This is a genomic window from Rheinheimera aquimaris, from assembly GCF_020531985.1.
Taxonomy (GTDB): Bacteria; Pseudomonadota; Gammaproteobacteria; order Enterobacterales; family Alteromonadaceae; genus Alishewanella; species Alishewanella aquimaris.
Genome location: NZ_JAJAVQ010000002.1, coordinates 461,778 through 482,610 on the forward strand (window position 1 = coordinate 461,778; position 20,833 = coordinate 482,610).

21 protein-coding genes are annotated in these 20,833 nt (G+C 51.6%); 9 read left to right on the forward strand and 12 right to left on the reverse strand.

Annotation, left to right across the window (positions count from 1 at the left end; translation table 11 throughout):
* The first annotated feature begins 34 nt into the window (after positions 1-34).
* Complete coding sequence (locus tag LHL18_RS07025; protein ID WP_226766370.1) at positions 35-877, forward strand: endonuclease/exonuclease/phosphatase family protein; 843 nt, start codon at positions 35-37, stop codon at positions 875-877.
* An 87-nt stretch (positions 878-964) separates the two neighbouring features.
* Here the strand turns inward: LHL18_RS07025 and LHL18_RS07030 are convergent, their stop codons facing one another.
* Positions 965-2,005 (reverse strand): alpha/beta hydrolase family protein, encoded by a 1,041-nt coding sequence (locus tag LHL18_RS07030; RefSeq protein ID WP_226766371.1) that lies wholly within the window; start codon positions 2,003-2,005, stop codon positions 965-967.
* Positions 2,006-2,136: 131 nt separating this feature from the next.
* Positions 2,137-3,846 carry an alpha-amylase family glycosyl hydrolase gene (locus tag LHL18_RS07035; RefSeq protein ID WP_226766372.1) on the reverse strand — a complete coding sequence of 570 codons (1,710 nt, stop codon included), beginning with the start codon at positions 3,844-3,846 and terminating at the stop codon, positions 2,137-2,139.
* A gap of 204 nt (positions 3,847-4,050) precedes the next feature.
* Between LHL18_RS07035 and LHL18_RS07040 the strand changes: the two genes are divergently transcribed.
* Entirely contained in the window at positions 4,051-5,517 is a 1,467-nt protein-coding gene (locus tag LHL18_RS07040; protein ID WP_226766373.1) for an MFS transporter, read from the forward strand.
* 30 nt (positions 5,518-5,547) lie between these two features.
* On the opposite strand, the gene LHL18_RS07045 is transcribed toward LHL18_RS07040, so the two are convergent.
* The 4 genes from LHL18_RS07045 to LHL18_RS07060 form a co-directional block, all read right to left on the reverse strand.
* On the reverse strand, positions 5,548-6,768 hold the full coding sequence (locus tag LHL18_RS07045; RefSeq protein WP_226766374.1) for a sensor histidine kinase: 1,221 nt from the start codon (positions 6,766-6,768) through the stop codon (positions 5,548-5,550).
* On the reverse strand, positions 6,765-7,466 hold the full coding sequence (locus LHL18_RS07050) for a response regulator transcription factor (RefSeq protein WP_226766375.1): 702 nt from the start codon (positions 7,464-7,466) through the stop codon (positions 6,765-6,767). The genes LHL18_RS07045 and LHL18_RS07050 overlap by 4 nt, the downstream gene beginning before the upstream one ends.
* Positions 7,463-7,834 (reverse strand): DUF3019 domain-containing protein, encoded by a 372-nt coding sequence (locus tag LHL18_RS07055; protein WP_134052832.1) that lies wholly within the window; start codon positions 7,832-7,834, stop codon positions 7,463-7,465. Before LHL18_RS07055 ends, LHL18_RS07050 begins: the two co-directional genes overlap by 4 nt.
* Positions 7,835-7,953: 119 nt before the next feature.
* The gene (locus tag LHL18_RS07060; RefSeq protein ID WP_226766376.1) at positions 7,954-10,494 is read right to left on the reverse strand and encodes a TonB-dependent receptor; all 2,541 of its coding nucleotides are present in this window, start codon (positions 10,492-10,494) and stop codon (positions 7,954-7,956) included.
* Between the two features lie 231 nt (positions 10,495-10,725).
* Between LHL18_RS07060 and LHL18_RS07065 the strand changes: the two genes are divergently transcribed.
* Genes LHL18_RS07065 through LHL18_RS07075 form a run of 3 tightly spaced genes read left to right on the forward strand, consistent with a single transcriptional unit; the run spans position 10,726 to position 13,978 of the window.
* Entirely contained in the window at positions 10,726-11,334 is a 609-nt protein-coding gene (locus LHL18_RS07065) for a c-type cytochrome (RefSeq protein ID WP_226766377.1), read from the forward strand.
* The gene (locus LHL18_RS07070; protein WP_226766378.1) at positions 11,331-12,491 is read left to right on the forward strand and encodes a cytochrome-c peroxidase; all 1,161 of its coding nucleotides are present in this window, start codon (positions 11,331-11,333) and stop codon (positions 12,489-12,491) included. Before LHL18_RS07065 ends, LHL18_RS07070 begins: the two co-directional genes overlap by 4 nt.
* Complete coding sequence (locus LHL18_RS07075) at positions 12,488-13,978, forward strand: parallel beta-helix domain-containing protein (RefSeq protein WP_226766379.1); 1,491 nt, start codon at positions 12,488-12,490, stop codon at positions 13,976-13,978. The genes LHL18_RS07070 and LHL18_RS07075 overlap by 4 nt, the downstream gene beginning before the upstream one ends.
* A gap of 28 nt (positions 13,979-14,006) precedes the next feature.
* On the opposite strand, the gene LHL18_RS07080 is transcribed toward LHL18_RS07075, so the two are convergent.
* The 3 genes from LHL18_RS07080 to LHL18_RS07090 all read right to left on the reverse strand — a co-directional run bounded on the left by LHL18_RS07080 (position 14,007) and on the right by LHL18_RS07090 (position 15,915).
* Entirely contained in the window at positions 14,007-14,204 is a 198-nt protein-coding gene (locus LHL18_RS07080) for a hypothetical protein (RefSeq protein ID WP_226766380.1), read from the reverse strand.
* A 67-nt stretch (positions 14,205-14,271) separates the two neighbouring features.
* Complete coding sequence (locus LHL18_RS07085) at positions 14,272-15,432, reverse strand: GGDEF domain-containing protein (protein ID WP_226766381.1); 1,161 nt, start codon at positions 15,430-15,432, stop codon at positions 14,272-14,274.
* 108 nt (positions 15,433-15,540) lie between these two features.
* On the reverse strand, positions 15,541-15,915 hold the full coding sequence (locus tag LHL18_RS07090) for a VOC family protein (RefSeq protein ID WP_226766382.1): 375 nt from the start codon (positions 15,913-15,915) through the stop codon (positions 15,541-15,543).
* Positions 15,916-16,027: 112 nt separating this feature from the next.
* Here LHL18_RS07090 and LHL18_RS07095 point away from each other — a divergent pair, with 112 nt between their 5' ends.
* The gene (locus LHL18_RS07095) at positions 16,028-16,456 is read left to right on the forward strand and encodes a DUF2231 domain-containing protein (protein ID WP_226766383.1); all 429 of its coding nucleotides are present in this window, start codon (positions 16,028-16,030) and stop codon (positions 16,454-16,456) included.
* A complete protein-coding gene (locus LHL18_RS07100) occupies positions 16,453-17,772 on the forward strand; it encodes a PQQ-dependent sugar dehydrogenase (protein WP_226766384.1) in 1,320 nt (439 codons plus the stop codon). Before LHL18_RS07095 ends, LHL18_RS07100 begins: the two co-directional genes overlap by 4 nt.
* Here LHL18_RS07100 and LHL18_RS07105 read toward each other — a convergent pair.
* Positions 17,738-19,009 (reverse strand): FAD-dependent oxidoreductase, encoded by a 1,272-nt coding sequence (locus LHL18_RS07105; RefSeq protein WP_226766385.1) that lies wholly within the window; start codon positions 19,007-19,009, stop codon positions 17,738-17,740. The two genes, LHL18_RS07100 and LHL18_RS07105, sit on opposite strands and share 35 nt — an antisense overlap.
* A 150-nt stretch (positions 19,010-19,159) precedes the next feature.
* Between LHL18_RS07105 and LHL18_RS07110 the strand changes: the two genes are divergently transcribed.
* A complete protein-coding gene (locus LHL18_RS07110; protein ID WP_134052819.1) occupies positions 19,160-19,606 on the forward strand; it encodes an SRPBCC domain-containing protein in 447 nt (148 codons plus the stop codon).
* On the forward strand, positions 19,603-19,920 hold the full coding sequence (locus tag LHL18_RS07115; protein ID WP_226766386.1) for an ArsR/SmtB family transcription factor: 318 nt from the start codon (positions 19,603-19,605) through the stop codon (positions 19,918-19,920). The genes LHL18_RS07110 and LHL18_RS07115 overlap by 4 nt, the downstream gene beginning before the upstream one ends.
* A 24-nt stretch (positions 19,921-19,944) precedes the next feature.
* On the opposite strand, the gene LHL18_RS07120 is transcribed toward LHL18_RS07115, so the two are convergent.
* On the reverse strand, positions 19,945-20,154 hold the full coding sequence (locus LHL18_RS07120; protein ID WP_226766387.1) for a DUF4287 domain-containing protein: 210 nt from the start codon (positions 20,152-20,154) through the stop codon (positions 19,945-19,947).
* A gap of 68 nt (positions 20,155-20,222) precedes the next feature.
* Positions 20,223-20,822: a class I SAM-dependent methyltransferase gene (locus LHL18_RS07125; RefSeq protein WP_226766388.1), complete on the reverse strand. Its 600-nt coding sequence runs from the start codon at positions 20,820-20,822 to the stop codon at positions 20,223-20,225.
* Positions 20,823-20,833: the final 11 nt, after the last annotated feature.

The window sequence follows — 20,833 nt, forward strand, 5'->3', positions numbered from 1 at the left end:
CAATAACTGCCCAGCTAAGCCAAAAGGAATCGTTGTGACTAAAGCCGTTAACTTTGTTTTGCTGTTTGCGCTGTGTAGCCTGATGTTCAAAGTACATGCCACTAACCTGGTTATTGAAAGCTTTAATATTCGGTACGACAACCCTGCAGATGCACCAAATGCCTGGCCCGACAGACAACAGCTGGTTTATGCCCACTTAAACACACTGCAGCCTGATGTGCTGGGTTTACAGGAAGTGTTGCACCACCAACTCAACTGGTTAAGTGAACAACTGCCTGATTATGACTACATTGGTGTTGGCAGAGATGACGGCGTTAGTGCCGGTGAGTTTGTGCCATTGTTTTACAATAAAAATACCCTGACAAAACTGGATGGCGGCAACTTTTGGTTGTCTGAAACGCCGCAGATAGCGGGCTCGATCGGCTGGCAAGCCCATCTTCCCCGTGTGGCCAGTTGGGGGCATTTTGAGAAAAACGGCAGTGATTTTTTTGTGTTTAACGTGCATTTTAGCCATGTAAGTGATGTGGCACGGCAAAAAAGCGCAGCGTTTCTGCTTACGCATATTCCGGCCATTGCAGGCAACAAACCGGTTATTTTATTGGGTGATTTTAATATGCTGCACAATAGTGCTGCTTATAAAACGCTTACCACAGGCCCTTTGTTGCCATTAACTGACACTGCTATACTGGCAAACGCAGAGGGCGCAGGTACTTACAATGGTTTCGCTGCCGGCGAACGGGAGCGTATCGACTATATTTTTATCAGCAAGGGTTTAAAAAGTTCCAGCTACCGCACTTATCAACTGAACGTCGGCGGTGTGTATATTTCTGATCACTTTCCCATTTCGACAGTCATTACCTTACCGTCAAAGTCGTAAAAAATGGCACTGCACTGAGGTTTTCCCCGGTGCAGTTTTCCATTGTTGTTATCGATTTGATAAACAGGCAGCAGCCGTGATTACGGCTTAAAGATATTGCTTAAGCCAGGCAGCGGTTTCCGCATCGGCTTCGGCGTGGTTGGGTATCAGATAATGATCGGCACCTGTATATTCAATATATTTATGCGGTTGCTTTTTCTGCTTAAGTGCTGCGGCCATAGTTCTGGCCTGGGACACATCAATTCGGTCATCCTTCTCGCCATGCAACAGTAAGATGGGCAACTGTTGCGGCAGTTTATCCAGCCAGCGTAAAACCGAGCGCTTGGCTAATTCGGCACTTTTATTGTTGGCATAGTCAGGAATAAATTTTTCGTATACGTTGTTCATTGAAGGTCTGGTTTGCAAAGCAATTTCAAGATCTGAACCGCCGGATTTAATCACCAGAGCTTTTAACTGCGGCATTCGGGTTGCTGCGAGATAACTCATAATACTACCGCGACTTACACCAATCATTGCTACACGTTGGCTGTCTGCTGTTGGCATGCCTTCAATAAGTGGGAAAAGGTTGACGACGTCATTAACATCTGTACCACCAAACTGGTCAAGCATGATGTCGCGGGATGCCGATGCTGTCCAGCCCGCCGCCCCACGGTATTGACTGGCGATGACAATGTAGCCTTGCTCGGCAAAGCGCATTAGGTTTTGCTGAATAGCCCCATAATGAATTTTACTCAGTGTCGCGTTCCCGCCGCGGTTATAAATGATAACAGGTAGTTTCTGATTATTTTGTGCGGCGGCTTTCGGTCGCAGCATAACGCCTTCAACCAGAATGCCGTCCGACTCATAAACAAAGATCCGGCAATCGATATTTTGCTGGCGCGTTTCAACAACCGCTCTGGGAAATTGCTCTTCAAACGCAGCGGAATTAAATTTGGGCTTGTTACTCAACATAGCTGCCCAGCTGTCATAGCTGGCAAAGGGGCCGATATAACAGCTGAAATTTTCTTTTAGTGAACTCGCACTGGAAAACGCCGGTAATAACTCCGGCCCTTTTTTCGTTTTGGCCGGTTCTGCTTGCAGCACAGGGCTTAGTAGCATAGCACTGAGTAAAATCAGTAAAGGTTTCATTAACTTTCCTTGTTGCATTTGGTTGTTAAATGTCAAGGTACAATAAATTAACAAGATGAATCTGACAAGCAAAGAAAAAACCGCCGCTAATAAAAGCCGGCGGTTTCAGGGAGAACATGTTGAAGGGATATTTACTGTGTGCTTTGTAAAATCAGTACGCCATTGGCGGCGAGCTGCTGGTTTTTAAGATCAAAAGCCCAGCTGGCGCTCAGGCCATCACGCGCTATATCGCTGACATCCTGCGCGCTGTCACTCAGGTTCAGCAGAAACAGGCTTTTGCTGCCGTTAAGCTCGCGGTTTATTTGCACCAAACCGTTGTCGTGCTGGGTGACCTGATAGCTGCCTTGGGTACCCAGTTCCGGCCGCTGCTTTTTCAGAGCAATCAGCAGTTTATATAGCTGCCAAATCGAATCAGGTTGTGCCTGCTGCGCAGCGACGCTGCGATCCTGCGCATTAAGCTGACTGGCCAGAAAGTCCGGGTACCAGTTGCGGAAGTTAGCGCCAAACAGCTCTTGCTGCTCTACCCAGCTGGTATCGCTTTGCGTAAAGCCCGCCTGTTTGCTGTTATCCCACAGCATAGGCGCACGTTTATACACATCGTGGCCTGTGCCGCCCTGGGTTAGGCCAATTTCTTCGCCGTAATAAATGTAAGGTGTACCCGGTGAGCTAAACAACATAGTGGCTGCCTGTTTAGCTTTGGCATCCTGCTCACTCAGCTGGTAGGCGATACGCTCTTGATCGTGGTTGGTCAAAAACGGTGCGAAAAAGCTAAGTGGCGCGACTGAGTCAAGGCGCTGCTGTACATTTTGTTGTAACACCGTGGCATCGGCGGCTGTTTGTTTGTTCGAGCCCATAGTGCCAAACTGCGCTTCAGCGCCGGCATCTGGTTTTAACAAACCCAGAATTTTATAACCCACTTCAAAATCAAAACCCTGATCAAGCGCTTTGCCATCGCCATAATAACGCGCGGCTACCGGTATATCGACCCAGGCTTCACCCACCAGGTATGCTTGTGGGTTCACACTTTTAACGTATTGATTAAAGTCTTGCCAGTAGGCGATGGTTTCATCGGTATCGGCCTGCGCATCCGGGCCGCCTTCCATTGCAAAACGCACGGCATCTAAACGGAACCCGGCGACACCCCGGTCCAGCCAGAATTTAGCCATTTTTTTCATTTCTGCAATTACATCGGGGTGGCGCAGGTTTAAATCCGGCTGGCTGGCACCGAAAGCCGCGTAGTAGTAAGCATTGCGGGTTTTATTGTAGTGCCAGACTGCACCAGGCTGGTCGTTGTTACTCCAGGCGTGGCCCCAACCACTGCCAGCGGCGGGCATGTCGTCGCGCCAGATAAAATAATCTTTATACGGTGCTTCACCCGCGGCTGAGCGTTTAAACCAGTCATGCTCGCTGGAAATATGGTTGATCACCAAATCCAGAATCACTTTCATACCGTGGCTATCGGCGGCGCGCAAAAAGGCGTCAAATTCTGCCATGCTGCCGTAATCGCTTTCTACCTGATAAAACTCGGTAAAGTCGTAACCGTGGTACGACGGTGCTTCAAACATCGGCGTTAACCACAGCGCATTTACGCCCAGCTCCTGCAGGTACGGCAGTTTGGCGGTCATGCCGTTAAAGTCACCATGGCCGTCGGCATCGGTGTCAAAGAAACTACGCGGCCAGATCTGATAAAACACGGCTTGTTGCCACCAGGCTACATCAGCTGTTTGTTGTTGCGCAGCGGGTACTACCGGCTTAGTAGCTTGTGGCTCAGTTACCTGTGCTGGTTTGCAGCCTGCCAGTAACAAAGACAGTGCCAAGGCAGATAATGTAAAAGCTTTCATCAGATCCCCGTTTAAACTTTATTTGTGCACCATAGCGCTGCAACGTGGCGCTACTATGCTTGATAATGGTTCGTAATAACGCCAAAACAGTGCAACAACAAGATGAATACGTATGCACAGTTTTGCGCAATAGCGCTGCCTTCGTGTAGCTTAGTTCGATCTGTTGCGCTTACACAGAATAATAAAATCATCCGGGGAGCGGGTATGAAACAACCTAAGCTATCTTTCTGGCAGATCTGGAACCTCAGCTTCGGCTTTTTAGGGGTACAGATAGGCTTTGCACTACAAAATGGCAACGTCAGCCGTATTTTGTCAGATCTTGGCGCCGACTTATCGTCATTATCATTATTCTGGCTGGCCGCACCTATTATGGGGCTGTTGGTTCAGCCAATAGTTGGTGCAGCGTCAGACCGCACCTGGAACCGGTTGGGCCGCCGTCTGCCGTTTATGCTCGGTGGTGCTGTGGTGGCGGCTACCGCTATGGTGCTATTGCCAAACTCATCGATGATGGTGGCGTTTATTCCGCCGATGCTATTTGGTCTGGTCATTTTTGCCATTAAAGATGCCGCTTTTAACGTGACCTTTCAGCCGTTTCGCTCCCTGGTATCGGATATGGTGCCACCAGAGCAGCGCAATCTGGGGTACTCGGTACAAACCTTATTGATTAATATCGGTGCTGTTTTTGGCTCTATTCTGCCTTTTGTGCTGACTAACGTGGTTGGGCTGGATAATGCCTCTAAAGCCGGGGAAGTGGCGCCGTCTGTCATTTGGGCATTTTACATTGGTGCGACAGTACTGCTTGGCAGTGTGCTTTGGACAGTATTTCGCACCAGAGAATATGCACCGGAGCAGTACTTTGCTTATAAGGGGCTGGATGCCAAAGCGCACGAGTTAGCCGTGCAAACGCAAAAATCGCGCTCGCTGGGTGAAAAACTGACGGATTTCTGGCAAACCATGCTGGGTATGCCAAGCATTATGAAGCAGCTGGCCCTGGTGCAATTTTTCTCCTGGTTTGCGCTGTTTATTATGTGGACTTACTTTCCGGCCGCTATTGCACAAAATACCTGGGGTGTTGGTACCGAGTGGTACGATGCTGCCTATATTGCCCAGATGGGTGGCATACCGGCGCATATCGCCGCGGCAAAAGGCGCTGCCGGTGACTGGGTCGGCATTTTGTACGCCGGCTACTCGTTATTTGCGGTGCTGTTTTCGCTGGTGATGGCTAAACTGGCCAATGTGTTCGGCCGTAAGTTTGTTTATTCAATGGCATTGCTGGCGGGTGGCGCAGGTTATTTAAGTTTTGCGTTGTTTACCGACCCCAGCATGACCCATGTTGATCTGTTCATCACTCAGGTAGACATTCCGCAGGGCGCTTTAGGGCTAATGTTCCCTATGGTCGGGGTTGGTATTGCCTGGGCTGCCATTCTGGCCATGCCCTATGCGATACTGGCAGGTGCATTACCGGCAAATAAAACCGGGGTTTATATGGGCATTTTTAACTTTACCATCGCCGCACCGCAGATTGTGTCCGGTCTGATTGCCGGCTGGATTTTAGGCTCGGTATTTGAAAATCAGGCAGTCTATATTGTCATGCTGGCTGGTGCGGCTATGGTGCTTGGCGCATTGTCGGTATGGCTGGTTAAAGAGCAAGACACGCAAGCGCAGGTTTAAGCCGGTGTCCCGTTAAATATCTCGCCCGGTTTAGTCACCGGGCTTAGTCTCGCTAGTGCCGGTTGGCAGCGTCAACCTGGCAATGGCCCCTCCTTCAGCGTGTTCCAGACGGCCGAAACTGCCGCCGTGCTGGCTGGCCACCCGGGCGACAATAGCCAGTCCCATACCATGATGAGAAACACCGTCGCTGACATTCTCATTGCTATGCCAGCCGGCACCGTCGTCAATAATGTCAATCTGGCAGTTACTGCCGTTATTATTAACTTCAACCCAAACATGGCCGTGGCAGTAGCGTAGCGCATTGCTGATAAGGTTTGACAGTGCGCGTTGCAGCAGTTTTTTATCGGCCTGAATATGTACCGGCGCGCCGGGGAGCAGACTGAGCCGGTGTTCAGAGTTGGCGGCGAATTTCTCCAGTAGCTCTTGCAGCAGCGCATTGACATCAATATCCGTTAGCTGCAGATCAGAGCGGAAACCCTTTTGCGCCAGACGCAGATAATCGTAGACATTGTCTTCAATTTCCTGCAAGTTGCGGCGGATCTGTTTGCTGTCACTGTCCGGTAGTTGTTCCTCCAGCCGCAGCATAATAAAGCGCAACCGCGCCAGCGGCGTTTTTATATCATGGCATACTGTGTCGGCCATTTCGCGCTGCAGCAGGTTTAAATCCGCAATGGTTTGGTTCATCCGGCTTAACGACAATGCCAGCGGCTGCAGGTAAGATTTTTCACTTAGCTGAAATGCCGGCAACCGGCCTACAGCCACTTCTTTCAATGCGCTCTGGCGCAGTATTTCTACGTCACGAAATACATTGCGGCTGAGCCAGAACAAAAACAGCAGTAACAACAGAATAAATACATGCACCAAATCGACGCTGAAATCCAGATTCTGCGGCAGGTTAAGCCGGGTCATACAGAGTAATTCGTCATCCGGCATAGCGCCACACAACGAGGCGTTGCCCAGGCTGTCGCGCATAATTTCCAGCTGGTAGTCAAAACCAGCCAGCGGTTGCCACATACCGGCAGGGTAGGTAATAAATAAGCTGTCGGGGCAATCGTCGGTATCGCTTATCCGGCAGCTTAACCGCAACTGGTTGTCTTTATCATGCAGATAAGCCTGCTGCAGAATACTCTGTGCCGCGACGACAATGTCATTGCGCTGATACATCAGGCTGTATAACTGGTTTAAGCTAAAAAACAGCAGCAGCACCAGCAACACTATGGCGAAGTAAAACCTCAGCATGGCAGAGTTCATTCGGTACCTGCCTCATTAGCGTTATAGGTAATGCAATAACCTTTACCCCAAATATTGCGGATATTCCATTTATTGTCAGCGGCTTGTAGCTTCTTGCGCAGCCTGGACGCCCGGCCGTCAAAGGTGCGGTCAGCACCGTCGTATTCACGGCCAAGCTGCTCGCGGAACAGCCGTTCGCGGCTGACCACAACAGCATAGTTTTCAGTAAGGGTGATTAGCAGTTGCAACTCGGCATCGGTCAGGCTGAGCTCTTCGCCTGCTACGCTGACGGTAGCGCTGCGCTTATCAATGTGCAGATTAGCCTGTTGCAGCACATCGCCTGTGGTTTGCGCGCTATGCGCTTCAGATAAAAAGATACGCACCTTTGCCAGCAAAATGCGCGGGTCCAGCGGTTTTAACAGATAATCCTGCGCCCCCAGTTGCAGCCCCTCTAACTGGGCCGCGACCGAAGTGACTGCTGTCATAAATAAAATCGGCCCTTTAAATTGCTGGCGAATTTGCCGGACTAAATCAAAGCCATTACTGCCGGGTAACATTACATCACAAACGATCAGGTCAAATCCCTGCGCCAGCAGCACCTTTCTGGCCTTTAGTGCATTGCCGCAATGGGTAACCTGGTAGCCTTCATGCTGCAGAAAATCCTCTACCAGCTTTGCCAGTTCCAGATCGTCTTCAATCAGCAAAATATGGCTATTCATTGCAGTAACCACCAGCCGTTACGGCTTTTATTCAGTAGTTGCTCGCCTGACTCAAGATCAACGCGTAATAACCTGACCTGCCGCTTTGCCAGTACTTTGCCATTGTGCGGGTTTTTCAGAAAAAATTGCGTATCTTCAGCGATTGGCAGTGATAAGCTGACATTGTCAGCCTGTTGCCGGCATAGCAAAGGCGTATCGGGTTGCTGTTGTTGATACAGGCAAACTTCTTGTGCATGCTGCCAACTGGCAGTCAGCTGCAGTATGCAGGGCTTGCCGGCATGTTCAATACACAGCCTGGGTTTTATCAGCAGCTCATTGGCGGCTGAGGGCAGGGCCAGCAGTAAAGCCAGGGTACAAAGCAGCTTCATGGTATTGAAGTTTCCATGTTCAGGTTAGCTTGAGTGTGCCGTGCAGCTTCGCCAGAGTAAAGCCCCAAGCTGTTGTTGCCGATCTACGGCCAGGGGTGCTAAGCCCCGGCCGCTTATGCTCAGAACTGATAACGGATATCGACACCGACAGTGCGCGGTGCGCTGATACTGGTTACCGGTGTGCCAAGGGCTGCGGCTGCAAAGCCGCCGATACCGCCAATACTGTCATGATCGGTCAGGTTTTTACCCCATACTGCCAGCTGCCACTGCGCATCTGTTGTAGCCCAGCTCAGCCTTGCATTCAGGCTCTTCTGATCAGCAAAATAGCCCGGAATGCTGTAAGCGATATCCAGTAAATCCGGGTCGTCTGCGCGGGTGTTCTCTTCGTACACATAGTCAACATGCAGTTTAAACTGGCCGTTAGCCAGCGTGTACTCCGGTGCCCAATCGGCGGCTAAGGTATAAGAGTCGGCTGCAGAGCTTTTCTCAACATCTGTCACCAGGTCGCCATCGGCGTTATAAAACGGCTGCCATTTCGATTCGGTTTTACGGTATTCGGTAATCAGGCCCAGTTTCAGCGTTTGCGTTGCCTGCCAGTCCAACACCAGCTCGCCGCCGTGGATGTCCTGGTCGCCGTTTATCACTATTGGAATGGCCACACCGGCATCAGGTTCTTTACTGCTGACAGAGCGCTGGCGGTTGGTTAAGTCCATCTGGTAAGCCACCAGCTGTACACGCAGGCTTTGCCACAAATCAGCTTTGTAGCCAAGCTCAATATTGGCGACTTCTTCCGGCTCAAAGGGGGTGATGGCTGATCTTGGATCTAATGAATCATAACCACCTGATTTATAGCCGGTTGAATACGACAAATACAGCATATTGTTTTGATTGACGTTATAGCGCGCCACGGCGCGACCGGTCAGTTTGCTCCAGCTATCGCTGGCATTCAGCTGTGGCATCAGCGGAAACAGAAATTCAGTGATACCCGGCAACGGCGCAGCAAAGGGGCGCTCAGTAATTTCCCAGCTGAAATCTTTCTCATCACGGCTGTAGCGTAAGCCGGCAGTAAACCCCCAATTATCGTTAAGCTGAATATCCAGGTCGGAATAAATACCATAAGAGGTAAAATCACCGGTATTGATAATATCTTCGCTCCACATTTTGCCCGCGTTGGACGGGCCAAAGATTTCCGCTACCCCCAGGCCGGCGCCTATTGCATCGTATGTCAGGTCACCGGTTGCGCCAATCGCTGCCACCAGCTCCGGGCTGAATGGCTCGGCACCCAGCATCTGTAGCAGGCCTGCTACGGAAGGGTCTACCATTGCCATCACGCTGAGCATGCTGGCCCAGTCGGTTGGTTGCCAGATATGATCGGCAGGTAAGCCTAACTGGCCTATCATTTCATCCGGGATGCCGTTTTGTTGCAGGGCGCCAATCAGCTGCTGGTTCAGATTATCGGTGGTGAGCCGGGCGATTGTATCCGCCAGAATGTTCAGGCTGGTTTTCTGATACACCTTTTCTTTGCTGTACGTTACGCCACCAACATAGTTAATATTGCCATGCTGGTAATTCAGCTGTAATTCGTTATAGAAAATATCCGAGTCTTCAAAGTTAATGGTATCCAGATAACGGGTTTTATCAGCGGTACCGTCAGCATCGTCACGGCCAGATACCTGCCACTGCCGTTTTGAGCTTATCAGCTTACCTGACCACTGCTCGTTAAAGTCATGATACAGCTTCAGTGAAAACGCGGTCATGTCACGCCATTCATGGCCGTCAACCACATCGTTTTCAATGCGGCGATCTGCCGGGTTCATGCTGTAACTGTAACGGCTGATGCCAATGCCCGGGGCATAGCCTTGGTCGACATCGTCCCAGTCGTAACTGAGTTGTAGTTTAGTGGCTTCAGTTATCTGCCACAGTGCAGCCAGCCTGGCCGAGCGGTGGTTGACGCTGCCGAGCTCTTCTCCCCGGTAATCCGGGTTAACGTTGTCGACATAAGCATCGCGCTGATTGCTCATCAGGTTTAGCCGTAGTGCAAAATTATCACTCAGCGCTTTGTTACCCATCAGCTCATATCTTCTGAGCGCATAATCGCCCAGTGTCGCCTTAACAAAAGCTTCATCATCTAATGCCGGTGCGTTAGGGATCATATTCACTACGCCTGCAGCCGCATTTTTACCAAACAGGGTGCCTTGCGGGCCTTTTAAGATCTCGATGCGCTGCATATCGGAAAACAGCACGCTTTGCGCCGCGCGCGGCAGGTAAAAATCATCATAAAAAATGGCTACTGATGGGTCGCCGCCGGTGCTGATGTTACTGCTGGAGATACCGCGTATTTCAGCCGAGGCCTGAGCAACCGCCTCTTTGCTGAATTTAAAGCCCGGCGTGTAGTCTGCTATATCGCCAAGCAGGACCGAGCTGGTTTCTTCCAGATCAGTAGCGGTAATGCTGTCGATAGCCAGCGGCACATCCATCACATTCTGCACCCGCTTCTGAGCGGTTACCGTGATGGTTTCAATAGCAGCTTTGTTCTGTTCTGTCTCTGTTGCGGCTTGTTGAGCACTGGCCTGATTTAACGCCCCTGTCAGGGCCAGGCCGATACATAGTGCTATCGGTGTTCTGCTGAATATTGTGATGTCGCGCTGTAGTGCTGCCATGCCATTCCCCTGACTTTTTGTTGTTCTAATTATCTGCCGGTTGCTGGCCTGACCGCGTTATTTCCGCGCTGATTTAACCGCCCCTGCAGTACAGCTGATAGTAAACCTGCCGCTGCTGAAATAAACCGATCTGGACAATTTTGTACACTTTTCAGTTTGAACCTGAGCTGGCGAAAACGCACTCTACCGGCAAGACGGCACGGCCTTCTGCTGACAAAAAATGGGTGCTCTATGCAATATAAACTGATGCTCTGTGCGTTGTTGTGTGCTGTATTCAGTGGCGATGGCCAGGCTGATATGCCTGTTGCCGCGGCCACTTGCGGCGCCTGTCACAATGCGGCTGTGGCTACCGCCACCGGCGCACCTGAGCTAAATGGTCAGCACGAATTCTATTTACGTAAGCAGCTTGAGCAATGGCAAAACGGCAGTCGCGGCCAACACCCCGATGACAGCCGTGGCCAGCAGATGGCCGCGATTGCAAAGACACTAACCGCCGATGATATCAGCACGCTGGCGCGATACTTTAGTCAGCAGCCTTCAAGCCGTGTTGCAGAACCTGGCAGTGATGCCGCATTGCTAGATAAAGGCAGGCGTATATATATCGGCAATTGTGGCGCCTGTCATGGTGACAAAGCCCAGGGCAACGTGGCGTTGAATGCACCGGCGTTATCTATGTTGACTAAGGATTATCTGGCATTGCAGCTTAGCCATTTTCACAGCGGCGTGCGTGGCACTGCGAAAAGTGACCGGCCCGGCCGGCAAATGGCTCTGATCGCCCGCGGTTTATCACCGGCCGATATGCAGGCCGTGGCTGCCTACATTGGAGCTGGCCTGCCATGATAGTAACTGCATTGCTTTTTAGCGCCCTGACGTTAGCTGACGGCTTTAGTTTAAGTACGCATTGCCCGCCCAGTTTTGAGCTGACGGCAGATAACCGCTGCACACTGGTGACCCGTTACGACGCTTACGATTCTTTGCAGAATAAAGGCGTCGGCGGCACCCGTACTGCATTGCCGGCACATCGCGATGGTTTCAGCCCACAGCAAATTGACCTCGGCCGCTATTTGTTTTTCGACCCGCTGTTGTCGGCAAATCACAAACAAGCCTGTGCCAGCTGTCATCAGCCCGCACGCGGTTTTACCGATGGCAAAGCGCTGAGCACCGGCACCTATGGCGATATTGGTACGCGCAGTGCGCCCAGTTTGTGGAATGTTGGCTTTTTAAAAAAATTGTTCTGGGATGCCCGTGCCGGTTCACTGGAACAGCAGGCGCTTATTCCCATCGTAGCGCCGCATGAAATGGCGAACTCGCCGGCGCAGCTATTAGCTGATTTGCAGGCCAATGCATATTACCCGGCGCTGTTCAGGCAGGCTTTTGCAGGCACGGATCAGATAGATATGACACAGGTTGCCACGGCGCTCAGTGCATTTCAAAGCTCACTGATTTCCCTTAACAGCCGTTATGACCATTACGCGCACGGCTATCATCAGGCGCTGACCAAGCAGGAAATTAAAGGCATGAATGTGTTCCGCTCTTTTGTCGCCCGCTGTGCCGAGTGCCATACCCCGCCGCTGTTTACCAATCAGCAGATAGCAGTGATAGGCACACCTGAGCCCGATGGTATGGCCTTTGATGCCGGCGCCGGGGCAGAACCGGGCCATCAGAAGCTGCGTGGCGGCTTTAAAGTGCCGACGCTGCGTAATATCGCGCTGACTGCGCCCTATATGCATTCCGGTCGTTTCGCCTCACTGGAAGAAGCGACAGAGTTTTACACCAAAGGCCGCGGCCATGCGGTGCCAGCGGGAGAAAACCTGCTGCTGCACTGGCATATCTGGGAGCCAAAACTGACGGCGGAAGAAATCAGCCAGATAGCGGCGTTTCTGGGCAGCCTGACCGATCAAAGCCTGCTCCCGGCCACGCCGGCACGGCTGCCGTCCGGCCTGGCGTTACCTGATGAATTACAACAACCCGAACCAAAAACAGGGGTAACAGAATGAAAAAATCAACTTGGGTACTGGTGATATTGCTGCCAGTGGCGTTTATTGCTGGCCGTTATCTGGCAGGTGGCAGTCAGCAGGCACCGGCGCTGGTAGCGGAATCAAGCTATGGCGGCGGGGCGGCGGCAGGTAATGGTAAAAAGTCGGTGATTGATCATGGCGCGCCGGGCAAAGTGCATCAGGTCAAGCCCGGTCAGTTGATTATGGATGCGGTGCGGGCGGCAGAACCGGGCGATATTATTCAGGTGTTTCCCGGCGATTATATTGAGACGGTGTATATCGACAAAGACAATATCCGTTTAAGCGGTGTGATTATTGAAGGCAAAAGACCACGCCTGGTGGGCGAAGAGCGTTTAAACGATGCCATTTTGTATTCCGGTAATAATATCCTGATCGAAAACTTCTTAATTACCAAATACAAAGGCAATGGCATTATGGGCCAGGCCGGTAATAACTTCGAAATCCGTAACAACATTATTGTCGATACCGGTGTGTACGGCATTTTCCCGCAACTGGGCGAAAACGGCCTGGTAGAGCACAATATTATCTCTGGTATTGAAGATGCCGCTATTTATGTTGGCATGAGCGACCACGTGCATGTGGCGAACAATGAAGTGTTCGACAGTGTGGCCGGTATTGAAATAGAAAACAGCCGCCATGCGGTGGTAGAAAATAACTTTGTGCACAATAACACCGGCGGCATACTGGCTTTTGTTACGCCGGGTTTGCCGATCAAAGACACTGTAGATGTCATTATCCGCAATAACTGGATCAGCAATAACAATACAGCTAACTTTGGCGCTGTCGGTTCTATGGTGGCAGGCATCCCGGCTGGTACCGGTATTTTGATCATGGCGGCGGATGAGGTCATCATCGAAGATAACCTGATCGTCGGTAATAAAACGGCGGGTATTATTATTACTGACCATCAGAATGCACCAAACACCACGCTGGATCCGGAGTCTGACCCGACACCAGACAAAGTGATGATTTTAAATAATCTGCTGTATAACAACGGTTTTGATACTATCGCTGAAGCCAAAGTGTTGATGGCAACCGAGTTTAAGCAGGGCCAGCCTGATATTATCCGCGTCGGCGACAGCAATGGCAGCTGCATTAATAACCCGCAGCAGTATATTACTGTGGGTGTAGACAGTTGGCCGGCTTGCAGCTATACCAATACCGACAGCATCGTTAATTATCTTTTGGACCAGCCTGCCGCGCCGCGCTCTGTAGCGGCAGAGGATAAAGGCAAATATGCTTATCTGGGTATTTGTACCGGTTGTCATGCCTATACCGGGCGCTTAATTGGTCCACCGGTACAAGTTATTCAAAGTCTTTATATGGATGACCCGCAAGGCCTGGCAGATTACATTGCCAACCCGGTGAAAAAGCGCGACGACTATCCGCATATGCCGAAACAGGACTATCTGGACGCGGAAACGCGGCTGGCGGTAGCTGAGTATATGCTGCAGGTTGCCAACTAAAGCACGGCCTGCGTGAACAGCGGCAGGGTTAGTGTTCTAACGCCTGCTGACGCTGCCGCTCATACTCTTCATAGCTTTGCGCCATGCTTTGCATACACTTGTCGTATTCCGCTGCTGGCGCCCGCATACATTCGTTGCGTTTATTCTGCTGCAGGTTCTGATAGGCCGCTTTGTTACTGCAGCTGGCAATGAAAAGCAGCATAAGCGTTAAAACGACGGTTTTCATAGGTTCTCCTGTTATATCAGCCAGATGTTGCCACAGTATAGCTAGCTTTGCGCCATTGGCGGTAGCGCTACCCCAGACAGTAAAAGGTTACCGTATTACGGCCGCTGCGTTTTGCGTCATACAGAGCATCATCGGCCTGTTTTAGCAGCCGCTCAAACTGACCGGCGCTGAAGTGGCTGCTATAAACGGCGCCGATGCTAATTGTCAGGCCAAGCGCTTTGCCATCCACAACCCGTGCTTGCTGTTCAACCTGCAGGCGCAGGCGCTGGCTGATATTGCGGGCTTCTGTTTCAGTGGTATCGGGTAAGACGATAGCAAATTCTTCGCCGCCAAGGCGGCCGATAAAGTCTGTTTTACGCAATTCCTGTGTCAGAATTTGGGCTACCTGCCTTAATGCCACATCTCCGGTGTTGTGGCCATAGTTGTCGTTTATCGCTTTAAAATGATCCAGATCCAGCATCATGACTGTCGCGGCAGTGTTATCGCCTTTGCGCGTAAGGTAGGCAATGGATTCCTGCAGAAAATAGCGCCGGTTTGGTAATTGTGTTAATTCGTCCTGATTGGCCTGGCGTAGCAGTGTTTGCTCGCGGGTTATGAAAAATATCAGGGGTAACAATACTGCGGCAACGGTAGTCAGTAACAGGTGGCTGCTCAGTATCCATTGCAGTATGTCAGCGACAGCAACGGGCAGCGCAGTGTTCCAGTAGCGCAGGTACAGGTAGATTTCCATCAGCATGGTAAGGGCATGCAGCGCCAGCACCGTTTGCAGCAAACGATTAATAAATCTGGGGGGCTCGATCTGCTGCAGTAGTTTCACGCCCCAGACACAGCTGGTGACGATGACCGCAGCATTTAATACGGCAGCGCTATAGTGATAGCTATAGCTGCTACCCAGTGCAAGCAGATAAACCAGCATCCAGCCAGTTATTGGCGGCCATGGCAGTTTAGCAAGAGGGCCTTCAATAAAACGCAACAAACCGGTGGCTACCAGCAGTGGTGGCAGCGCCAGCAGAGCATGCGCCAGTAACACGCTAAATACAGCTGGCACCTGATACACCCGGCCAGTGGCAAGCAGGCTTGCTAATACAAAAATAAAGCAGGCCGCAGCCCAGTGCCGAAATGCGCTTTGCTGAGGCTGCAACCTTGCCAACAGAGCCATATAAAGGGCAACCAGCAAATTGACAACCAGTGTCACGACGATAAGCGTGGCTAAATCGAGATCCGGCATATCCAGCTTGGGTATTGGAAAAGACCCGAGTGTAACCAGATGCTAACAATTTGGCCAGTGTTTCTGTTGTAGGAATAGTGGCACTGGTACTCAGTGCCAGCGCAACGTTTAGCGGTGCTGATCCAACATAATCTGGTTGCCGTCTGGGTCTTCCAGGATGATATGCTCCGGGCCGCTGCTGTCCAAATCGGCAGGCTTTTTAAGCTTTACACCCTGCGCCACTAGCTGGCGCTGAATATCGCGGATATCGGTAAACTCCGACAGATGCTGTGCATTGCTATCCCAACCCGGGTTAAAGGTCAGAATGTTTTTGTCGAACATACCCTGAAACAAGCCGATTACGGCAGTACCATTTTTTAATACCAGCCAGCCCTGGTTTTCGTCTCCGCCTTTGTAACTAAAGCCCAGCTTTTCATAAAATTCTTTTGAGGCGGCCAAATCTTTTACTGTCAGGCTGACTGAGAAAGCTCCGAGTTGCATCATCACTCCTGGAAAAGTTTTTTATCAGCTTAGACGGCACTGGCTTGTTATGCCAGCCTGCGGATCTGAGCCCGGCTGCTACACTTGGAGGACTATTCAACTCAGAGGAGGCATAGTGACTGTGAAACCTGCTAGCACTTCTGCTGCCCGGCTTCACCCGTTTCATGGGGTACTGCTCGGCGGTGCATTCGCATTCTTCTTCGCCACGTTGCTGTCAGACTTTGCTTATATCGCCAGCTACCATATTCAGTGGAGTAATTTTGCATCCTGGCTGATTACTGCCGGTTTGCTGTTTTCCGCGTTGATATTGCTATCGGCCGTCGTCAGTTTGCTGCGGCCGGCATATCGCGTTAAAGCTTTTGTTATTTACACTGTCTTGCTGTTATTGATCTGCGCGCTGGCGCTTTTAAATGCGTTAATTCATGCCCGGGACGCCTGGGCTGTCATGCCAACAGGCGCGGTATTGTCAGGCATTGTTATGTTATTGGCCGCGCTGGCAAGCTGGCTTGGCTTTTCCCGTTTCGGGGTAGGAGGTGCAGCATGAAGCCATTATTCCGCTGGCCGGTGACCGTGCTGCTAGGGTTGTTATTGTCGGCTTGCACAGATAACGACGATGCACGTGGAGAGGCTAATTATGGCCTTAATCCGGTATTGCCGGAGCCTCAGTATGGTTTGTTACCTGATATGAACATTGCTGAGCCTGCGCCCTGGGGCAACCTGACACCACAGGTGCCCGAAGGATACAGCATTGCTGCTATCGCGACTGACCTTAAAGTACCCAGACAAATGTTACTGCTGCCAAATGGCGACATTCTGGTGGCGGAAGGTAAGGGCGGCAATGCACCGGCACTAAAACCCAAAGATGTGATCGCAGGTTATATAAAAGCCAGCGGCACCACGGCGGTTGAAAGTGGCGACCGGCTGACACTGCTGCGTGATGCTGACGGTGATGGCCGCTATGAGTTACAAACAGTATTTGCCGACAACTTAAATGCACCATACGGGTTAGCGTTGATAAATAACACCCTGTATGTCGCGAATCAGGATGCGGTGGTGTATTTTGCCTACCGTGAAGGACAAACTCAGGCTGCGTCAGCCGCCAAAACGTTAACCGGCCTGCCAGCAGAAATTAACCATCACTGGACCAAGGCCATGACAGCCAGCGCTGATGGCCGGTTTTTATATGTCGGCATCGGCTCCAACAGTAATATCACTGAGCGCGGTATGATAGCAGAGGCTGGCCGCGCGATGATCTGGCAGATAGATGTCAGCACCGGTGCCCACCGGCCATACGCTACCGGCTTACGTAACCCGACAGCGTTGACGATTCAACCACAAACAAGCCAGCTATGGGCTGTAGTGAATGAACGTGACGAGTTAGGGCCAGACCTGGTGCCGGATTATCTGACATCGGTTAAAGACGGCACCTTTTACGGATGGCCGTACAGTTACTGGGGACAAAATGTCGATCAGCGGGTTCGGCCACAAAACCCTGAGCGGGTAGCCGCTGCCATTAAACCCGACTATGCGTTAGGTGCCCATGTGGCAGCGCTGGGGCTGGATTTTTCCGACCCTGCTTTGGGTGAACGCTATGCAGATGGTGCCTTTGTGGGTATGCATGGCAGTTGGAACCGCAAAAAACCGGTTGGTTATAAGGTGGTATTTGTGCCATTCAGCGCTGGCAGCCCGGCTGGCGCGCCGGTGGATTTTGTCACCGGTTTTCTTGGCACCGACGGCAAAACCCGTGGTCGTCCGGTGGGGGTACTGGTTGACCCGGCCGGCGCCCTGCTGGTTGCTGACGATCTGGCGAATGTGATCTGGCGGGTTACGCCTGACGCAGGGGCTGGCGCTGCAGATTAATGATGTTAACCACCGCATTGGCTGAGCGTACGGCGGATTCCAGTAGCGGTACGCCGTCATGTGCCCAGGATCCGCAGAAAAACACTTTGCGCCCAGGCTGCAGGTGCCACTCAGTCAGTGCAGCGTGCACACTGGCGGTACCTGCATGCACAACGGCGCGCTGAAGTGGAATACGCGCCAGCACTTTATCGTTGTCAGGGGCAAACAGTGGATTCCAGGTTTGAAAGATGTCGTCGCTGCCATACAACGACGGCTCTACCTGATTCACCCAAACAGTGAACATGGGTTTGCGCAACGCTTTATCCATCTGAAAATTCAGCGCTGTCCAATCCTGCTGCCTGGCCGGCATTAACCGGTTGTCCTGGTGCACCCATAGTTCGCCAGAGTCAAAGCGGATAGTGCTTAATATCTGGCGTTCATGGCTGAACTGGCTCTGATCCAGAAAATCCAGCTGATTAGCCTGGGTTGCCACTATCACCCGGTCGAAAATTCCGCCTTCACCTTTGGCGTTAGAAACGGCTACGCCTTGCTCAACATAACGCAGCTGTTGAACCGGACTGTTACTGAAAAAACGCAGGCCTTTGGCCAGTTGTTTAGCCAGTGCCGGTGTGCCGCCGGTTAACCGGCACAGTGCTTTGCCGTGCAAGATGCTGTGCAGTAGTGGCAATAACTGCCGCGCCGGCCAGTTCAGCAGGTGCTTTTCTTCACAGGTACAGATGGTCGTTAAGATAGGCAGGATCAGGCCGCGCCAGAATAAGCGGTCAAAGCTATGTTGTTTCAGCACCTGTGCCAGCGTAATGTCGGTGGGCTGCCGTACAATACCGGCAGTAATACGGCGTAATTGCCACAGGCCGAAGCCAAGACGCAATGCCCGCCGGTTCAGATAACGCCAGGAGCCAACGACAGGCCAGTGCAACAGAGGCAACGTACTGCTGCGAAACCAGGTAGCACCGTTGGTCCAACTGCAGGAGCTATGGGTTTGTACATCGAAGGTATCTACTCCCACGGCTGTTGCCAGCTGCAGTACGCTGGGCCAGCTATCGGGGCTGAGTACCCGTAGCGGTATATCAACCAGTCCGTTGCCGGCTTGTAATGAGTGTGCATCCATGCCATGGCTGCCGCGCGCTTCAAACACCGTAACGGCATGACCACTGCAACGTGCTTTATAAGCTGCTGCCAACCCTGCCATGCCGCTGCCAATCACTGCAATCGAATAGTTTGCGCCATTCGCTGTCATATCACTCCTCCGTTACAGCATTGTAAACACAGTGTAGTGGTAAATCGGCAGTGATGTACCAGACAATATGCAACCAAATGGTTGCATATTGTCTGGTACTGTGCTTTAGTTAATGCACAATCATCATCAACAACGAAAGGAAAACACAGTATGCAAAATGTTATTCAGCGTGAACTGACCATCAATGCCAGTGCCGAGCGCATTTATAACGCCATCGCCGATGCTCAGCAGGTGGTGAAATGGTTCCCCGAAGCGGTCAGCGGTGAGTATCGTGAAGGTGGCCAGGCCATAATGAGCTTTGGTGACATCGGTCAGAGCAGTATTTATATCGAAGCAATGACACCATATCGCTATTTTGCTTACCGCTGGGTGCCGGGCAGTAACCATTTTGTCGGCGATGTGCGCACTGTGCCTAATACTCTGGTAGAGTTTCGCATTGAAGAGCTTGCCAGCGGTGGCTGCAAAGTCAGCTTAACCGAAACCGGTTTTGCCGATTTACCCATGGATATTGCTGAGGTTAGCTATGGCCAGAACTGCAGAGGCTGGGATTTTATGCTGCAGCGGCTGCAACAATATTTCAGCACGGAGACAAAATGAGCCAGACAGCGGTTGTACAAATTTTTAAAGCCCTGGGCGACCCGGTGCGGCTGCAGATCGTGCAGCGGCTGTCGAACGGTGTGCCACTGTGTATGGGCGAGCTGTCAAAAGATCTTGGCATCAGCCGCCAGGGCGCGCGTAAGCAAATTCAGGCTCTGGTGTCGGCAAACGTAGTACAGCTGCACCCGGGCGGGCGCGAAGTAAAAGTGCAGTTAGATGCGGCAACACTGGCACAGGGGCGCGATTTTATTGCCGCGCTGGAAGCACAGTGGGATCAACGCTTACAGGCATTAAAGCAATTTGCCGAGCAGTAAGCTATGCCTGAAGAAAGCACGGCATTATCGCTGTGCTTTATTGTAGGCAACCAGCGCATTGGCATGGCCGTGGCCAAGGCCATGTTCTGTTTTTAAAAACGCGACCTGCTGCATATGTGGCAGCGTTTGCACTGTGCTGAGTAAATCCAGCCAGTGTTGCACCGGCTGGCCATAGGTTTTTTCTATCGATGGAAAATACGAGGCAGGGCCTTTTACTGAGTTCGCTGTTGCCATGTTGTTGCTCCGGTTATCTGGTTATCGGCAAAGCATAGTCGGTTAAGCATAGGCCTATTCGACAACGTTTAACGTTTTTGCGCAATAAAATAGGTATGTAGCTCGGGGTACTGGTCATACTCGACATGGCGGATAGTGCAGCCGGCGTTTAGCAGCAGTTCAGTAAAACCGTTAATACCCAGACTGGCGTAATACACTTCCGGGCCCATCGCGGTATTGCTGTGCTCACCAGCCTGTTCAGTGCCGCCGCAGGAGAAAATCAGTACGCCACCACTGCTGAGGCTGGCGATCAGTTTATGCATTAAGACAGCTTGTTGCTGCAGCGGCACATGCCAGATGCTGTCCCAGGCGCTGATAAAATCGTATTTTGCGCTGATTTCCCATTTGCAGATATCCTGCTGATGAAAGGTCAGCTCAGGCTGGCGCTGCCTGGCTAAAGCAATCATCTTTGCTGACACATCCACGCCTTCAGGGGTAAAACCTGCATTTAGCAGCAAATCGAGAATACGGCCGGTGCAGCCACAGCCGACATCCAACGCTTTACCACGGTTTTTAACGAAGGCCAGCGCGCGCTGATGTTGGGCAATACCATTGCTGCGGTCAAAGCCATCGCGCAGCCATAAGTGGGTTATCTCATCATAAGCCAGGCCGGTTTGTTCTGGTTGCATAGGAGCCCTGT

What these genes read in the sequence shown, in the direction of transcription:
- LHL18_RS07030 (WP_226766371.1), bottom strand. Translation starts at nt 2,005, where the DNA reads ATGAAACCTTTACTGATTTTACTCAGTGCTATGCTACTAAGCCCTGTG.
- LHL18_RS07035 (WP_226766372.1), bottom strand. Translation starts at nt 3,846, where the DNA reads ATGAAAGCTTTTACATTATCTGCCTTGGCACTGTCTTTGTTACTGGCA.
- LHL18_RS07040 (WP_226766373.1), top strand. Translation starts at nt 4,051, where the DNA reads ATGAAACAACCTAAGCTATCTTTCTGGCAGATCTGGAACCTCAGCTTC.
- LHL18_RS07045 (WP_226766374.1), bottom strand. Translation starts at nt 6,768, where the DNA reads ATGAACTCTGCCATGCTGAGGTTTTACTTCGCCATAGTGTTGCTGGTG.
- LHL18_RS07050 (WP_226766375.1), bottom strand. Translation starts at nt 7,466, where the DNA reads ATGAATAGCCATATTTTGCTGATTGAAGACGATCTGGAACTGGCAAAG.
- LHL18_RS07055 (WP_134052832.1), bottom strand. Translation starts at nt 7,834, where the DNA reads ATGAAGCTGCTTTGTACCCTGGCTTTACTGCTGGCCCTGCCCTCAGCC.
- LHL18_RS07060 (WP_226766376.1), bottom strand. Translation starts at nt 10,494, where the DNA reads ATGGCAGCACTACAGCGCGACATCACAATATTCAGCAGAACACCGATA.
- LHL18_RS07065 (WP_226766377.1), top strand. Translation starts at nt 10,726, where the DNA reads ATGCAATATAAACTGATGCTCTGTGCGTTGTTGTGTGCTGTATTCAGT.
- LHL18_RS07070 (WP_226766378.1), top strand. Translation starts at nt 11,331, where the DNA reads ATGATAGTAACTGCATTGCTTTTTAGCGCCCTGACGTTAGCTGACGGC.
- LHL18_RS07075 (WP_226766379.1), top strand. Translation starts at nt 12,488, where the DNA reads ATGAAAAAATCAACTTGGGTACTGGTGATATTGCTGCCAGTGGCGTTT.
- LHL18_RS07080 (WP_226766380.1), bottom strand. Translation starts at nt 14,204, where the DNA reads ATGAAAACCGTCGTTTTAACGCTTATGCTGCTTTTCATTGCCAGCTGC.
- LHL18_RS07085 (WP_226766381.1), bottom strand. Translation starts at nt 15,432, where the DNA reads ATGCCGGATCTCGATTTAGCCACGCTTATCGTCGTGACACTGGTTGTC.
- LHL18_RS07090 (WP_226766382.1), bottom strand. Translation starts at nt 15,915, where the DNA reads ATGATGCAACTCGGAGCTTTCTCAGTCAGCCTGACAGTAAAAGATTTG.
- LHL18_RS07100 (WP_226766384.1), top strand. Translation starts at nt 16,453, where the DNA reads ATGAAGCCATTATTCCGCTGGCCGGTGACCGTGCTGCTAGGGTTGTTA.
- LHL18_RS07105 (WP_226766385.1), bottom strand. Translation starts at nt 19,009, where the DNA reads ATGACAGCGAATGGCGCAAACTATTCGATTGCAGTGATTGGCAGCGGC.
- LHL18_RS07110 (WP_134052819.1), top strand. Translation starts at nt 19,160, where the DNA reads ATGCAAAATGTTATTCAGCGTGAACTGACCATCAATGCCAGTGCCGAG.
- LHL18_RS07115 (WP_226766386.1), top strand. Translation starts at nt 19,603, where the DNA reads ATGAGCCAGACAGCGGTTGTACAAATTTTTAAAGCCCTGGGCGACCCG.
- LHL18_RS07120 (WP_226766387.1), bottom strand. Translation starts at nt 20,154, where the DNA reads ATGGCAACAGCGAACTCAGTAAAAGGCCCTGCCTCGTATTTTCCATCG.
- LHL18_RS07125 (WP_226766388.1), bottom strand. Translation starts at nt 20,822, where the DNA reads ATGCAACCAGAACAAACCGGCCTGGCTTATGATGAGATAACCCACTTA.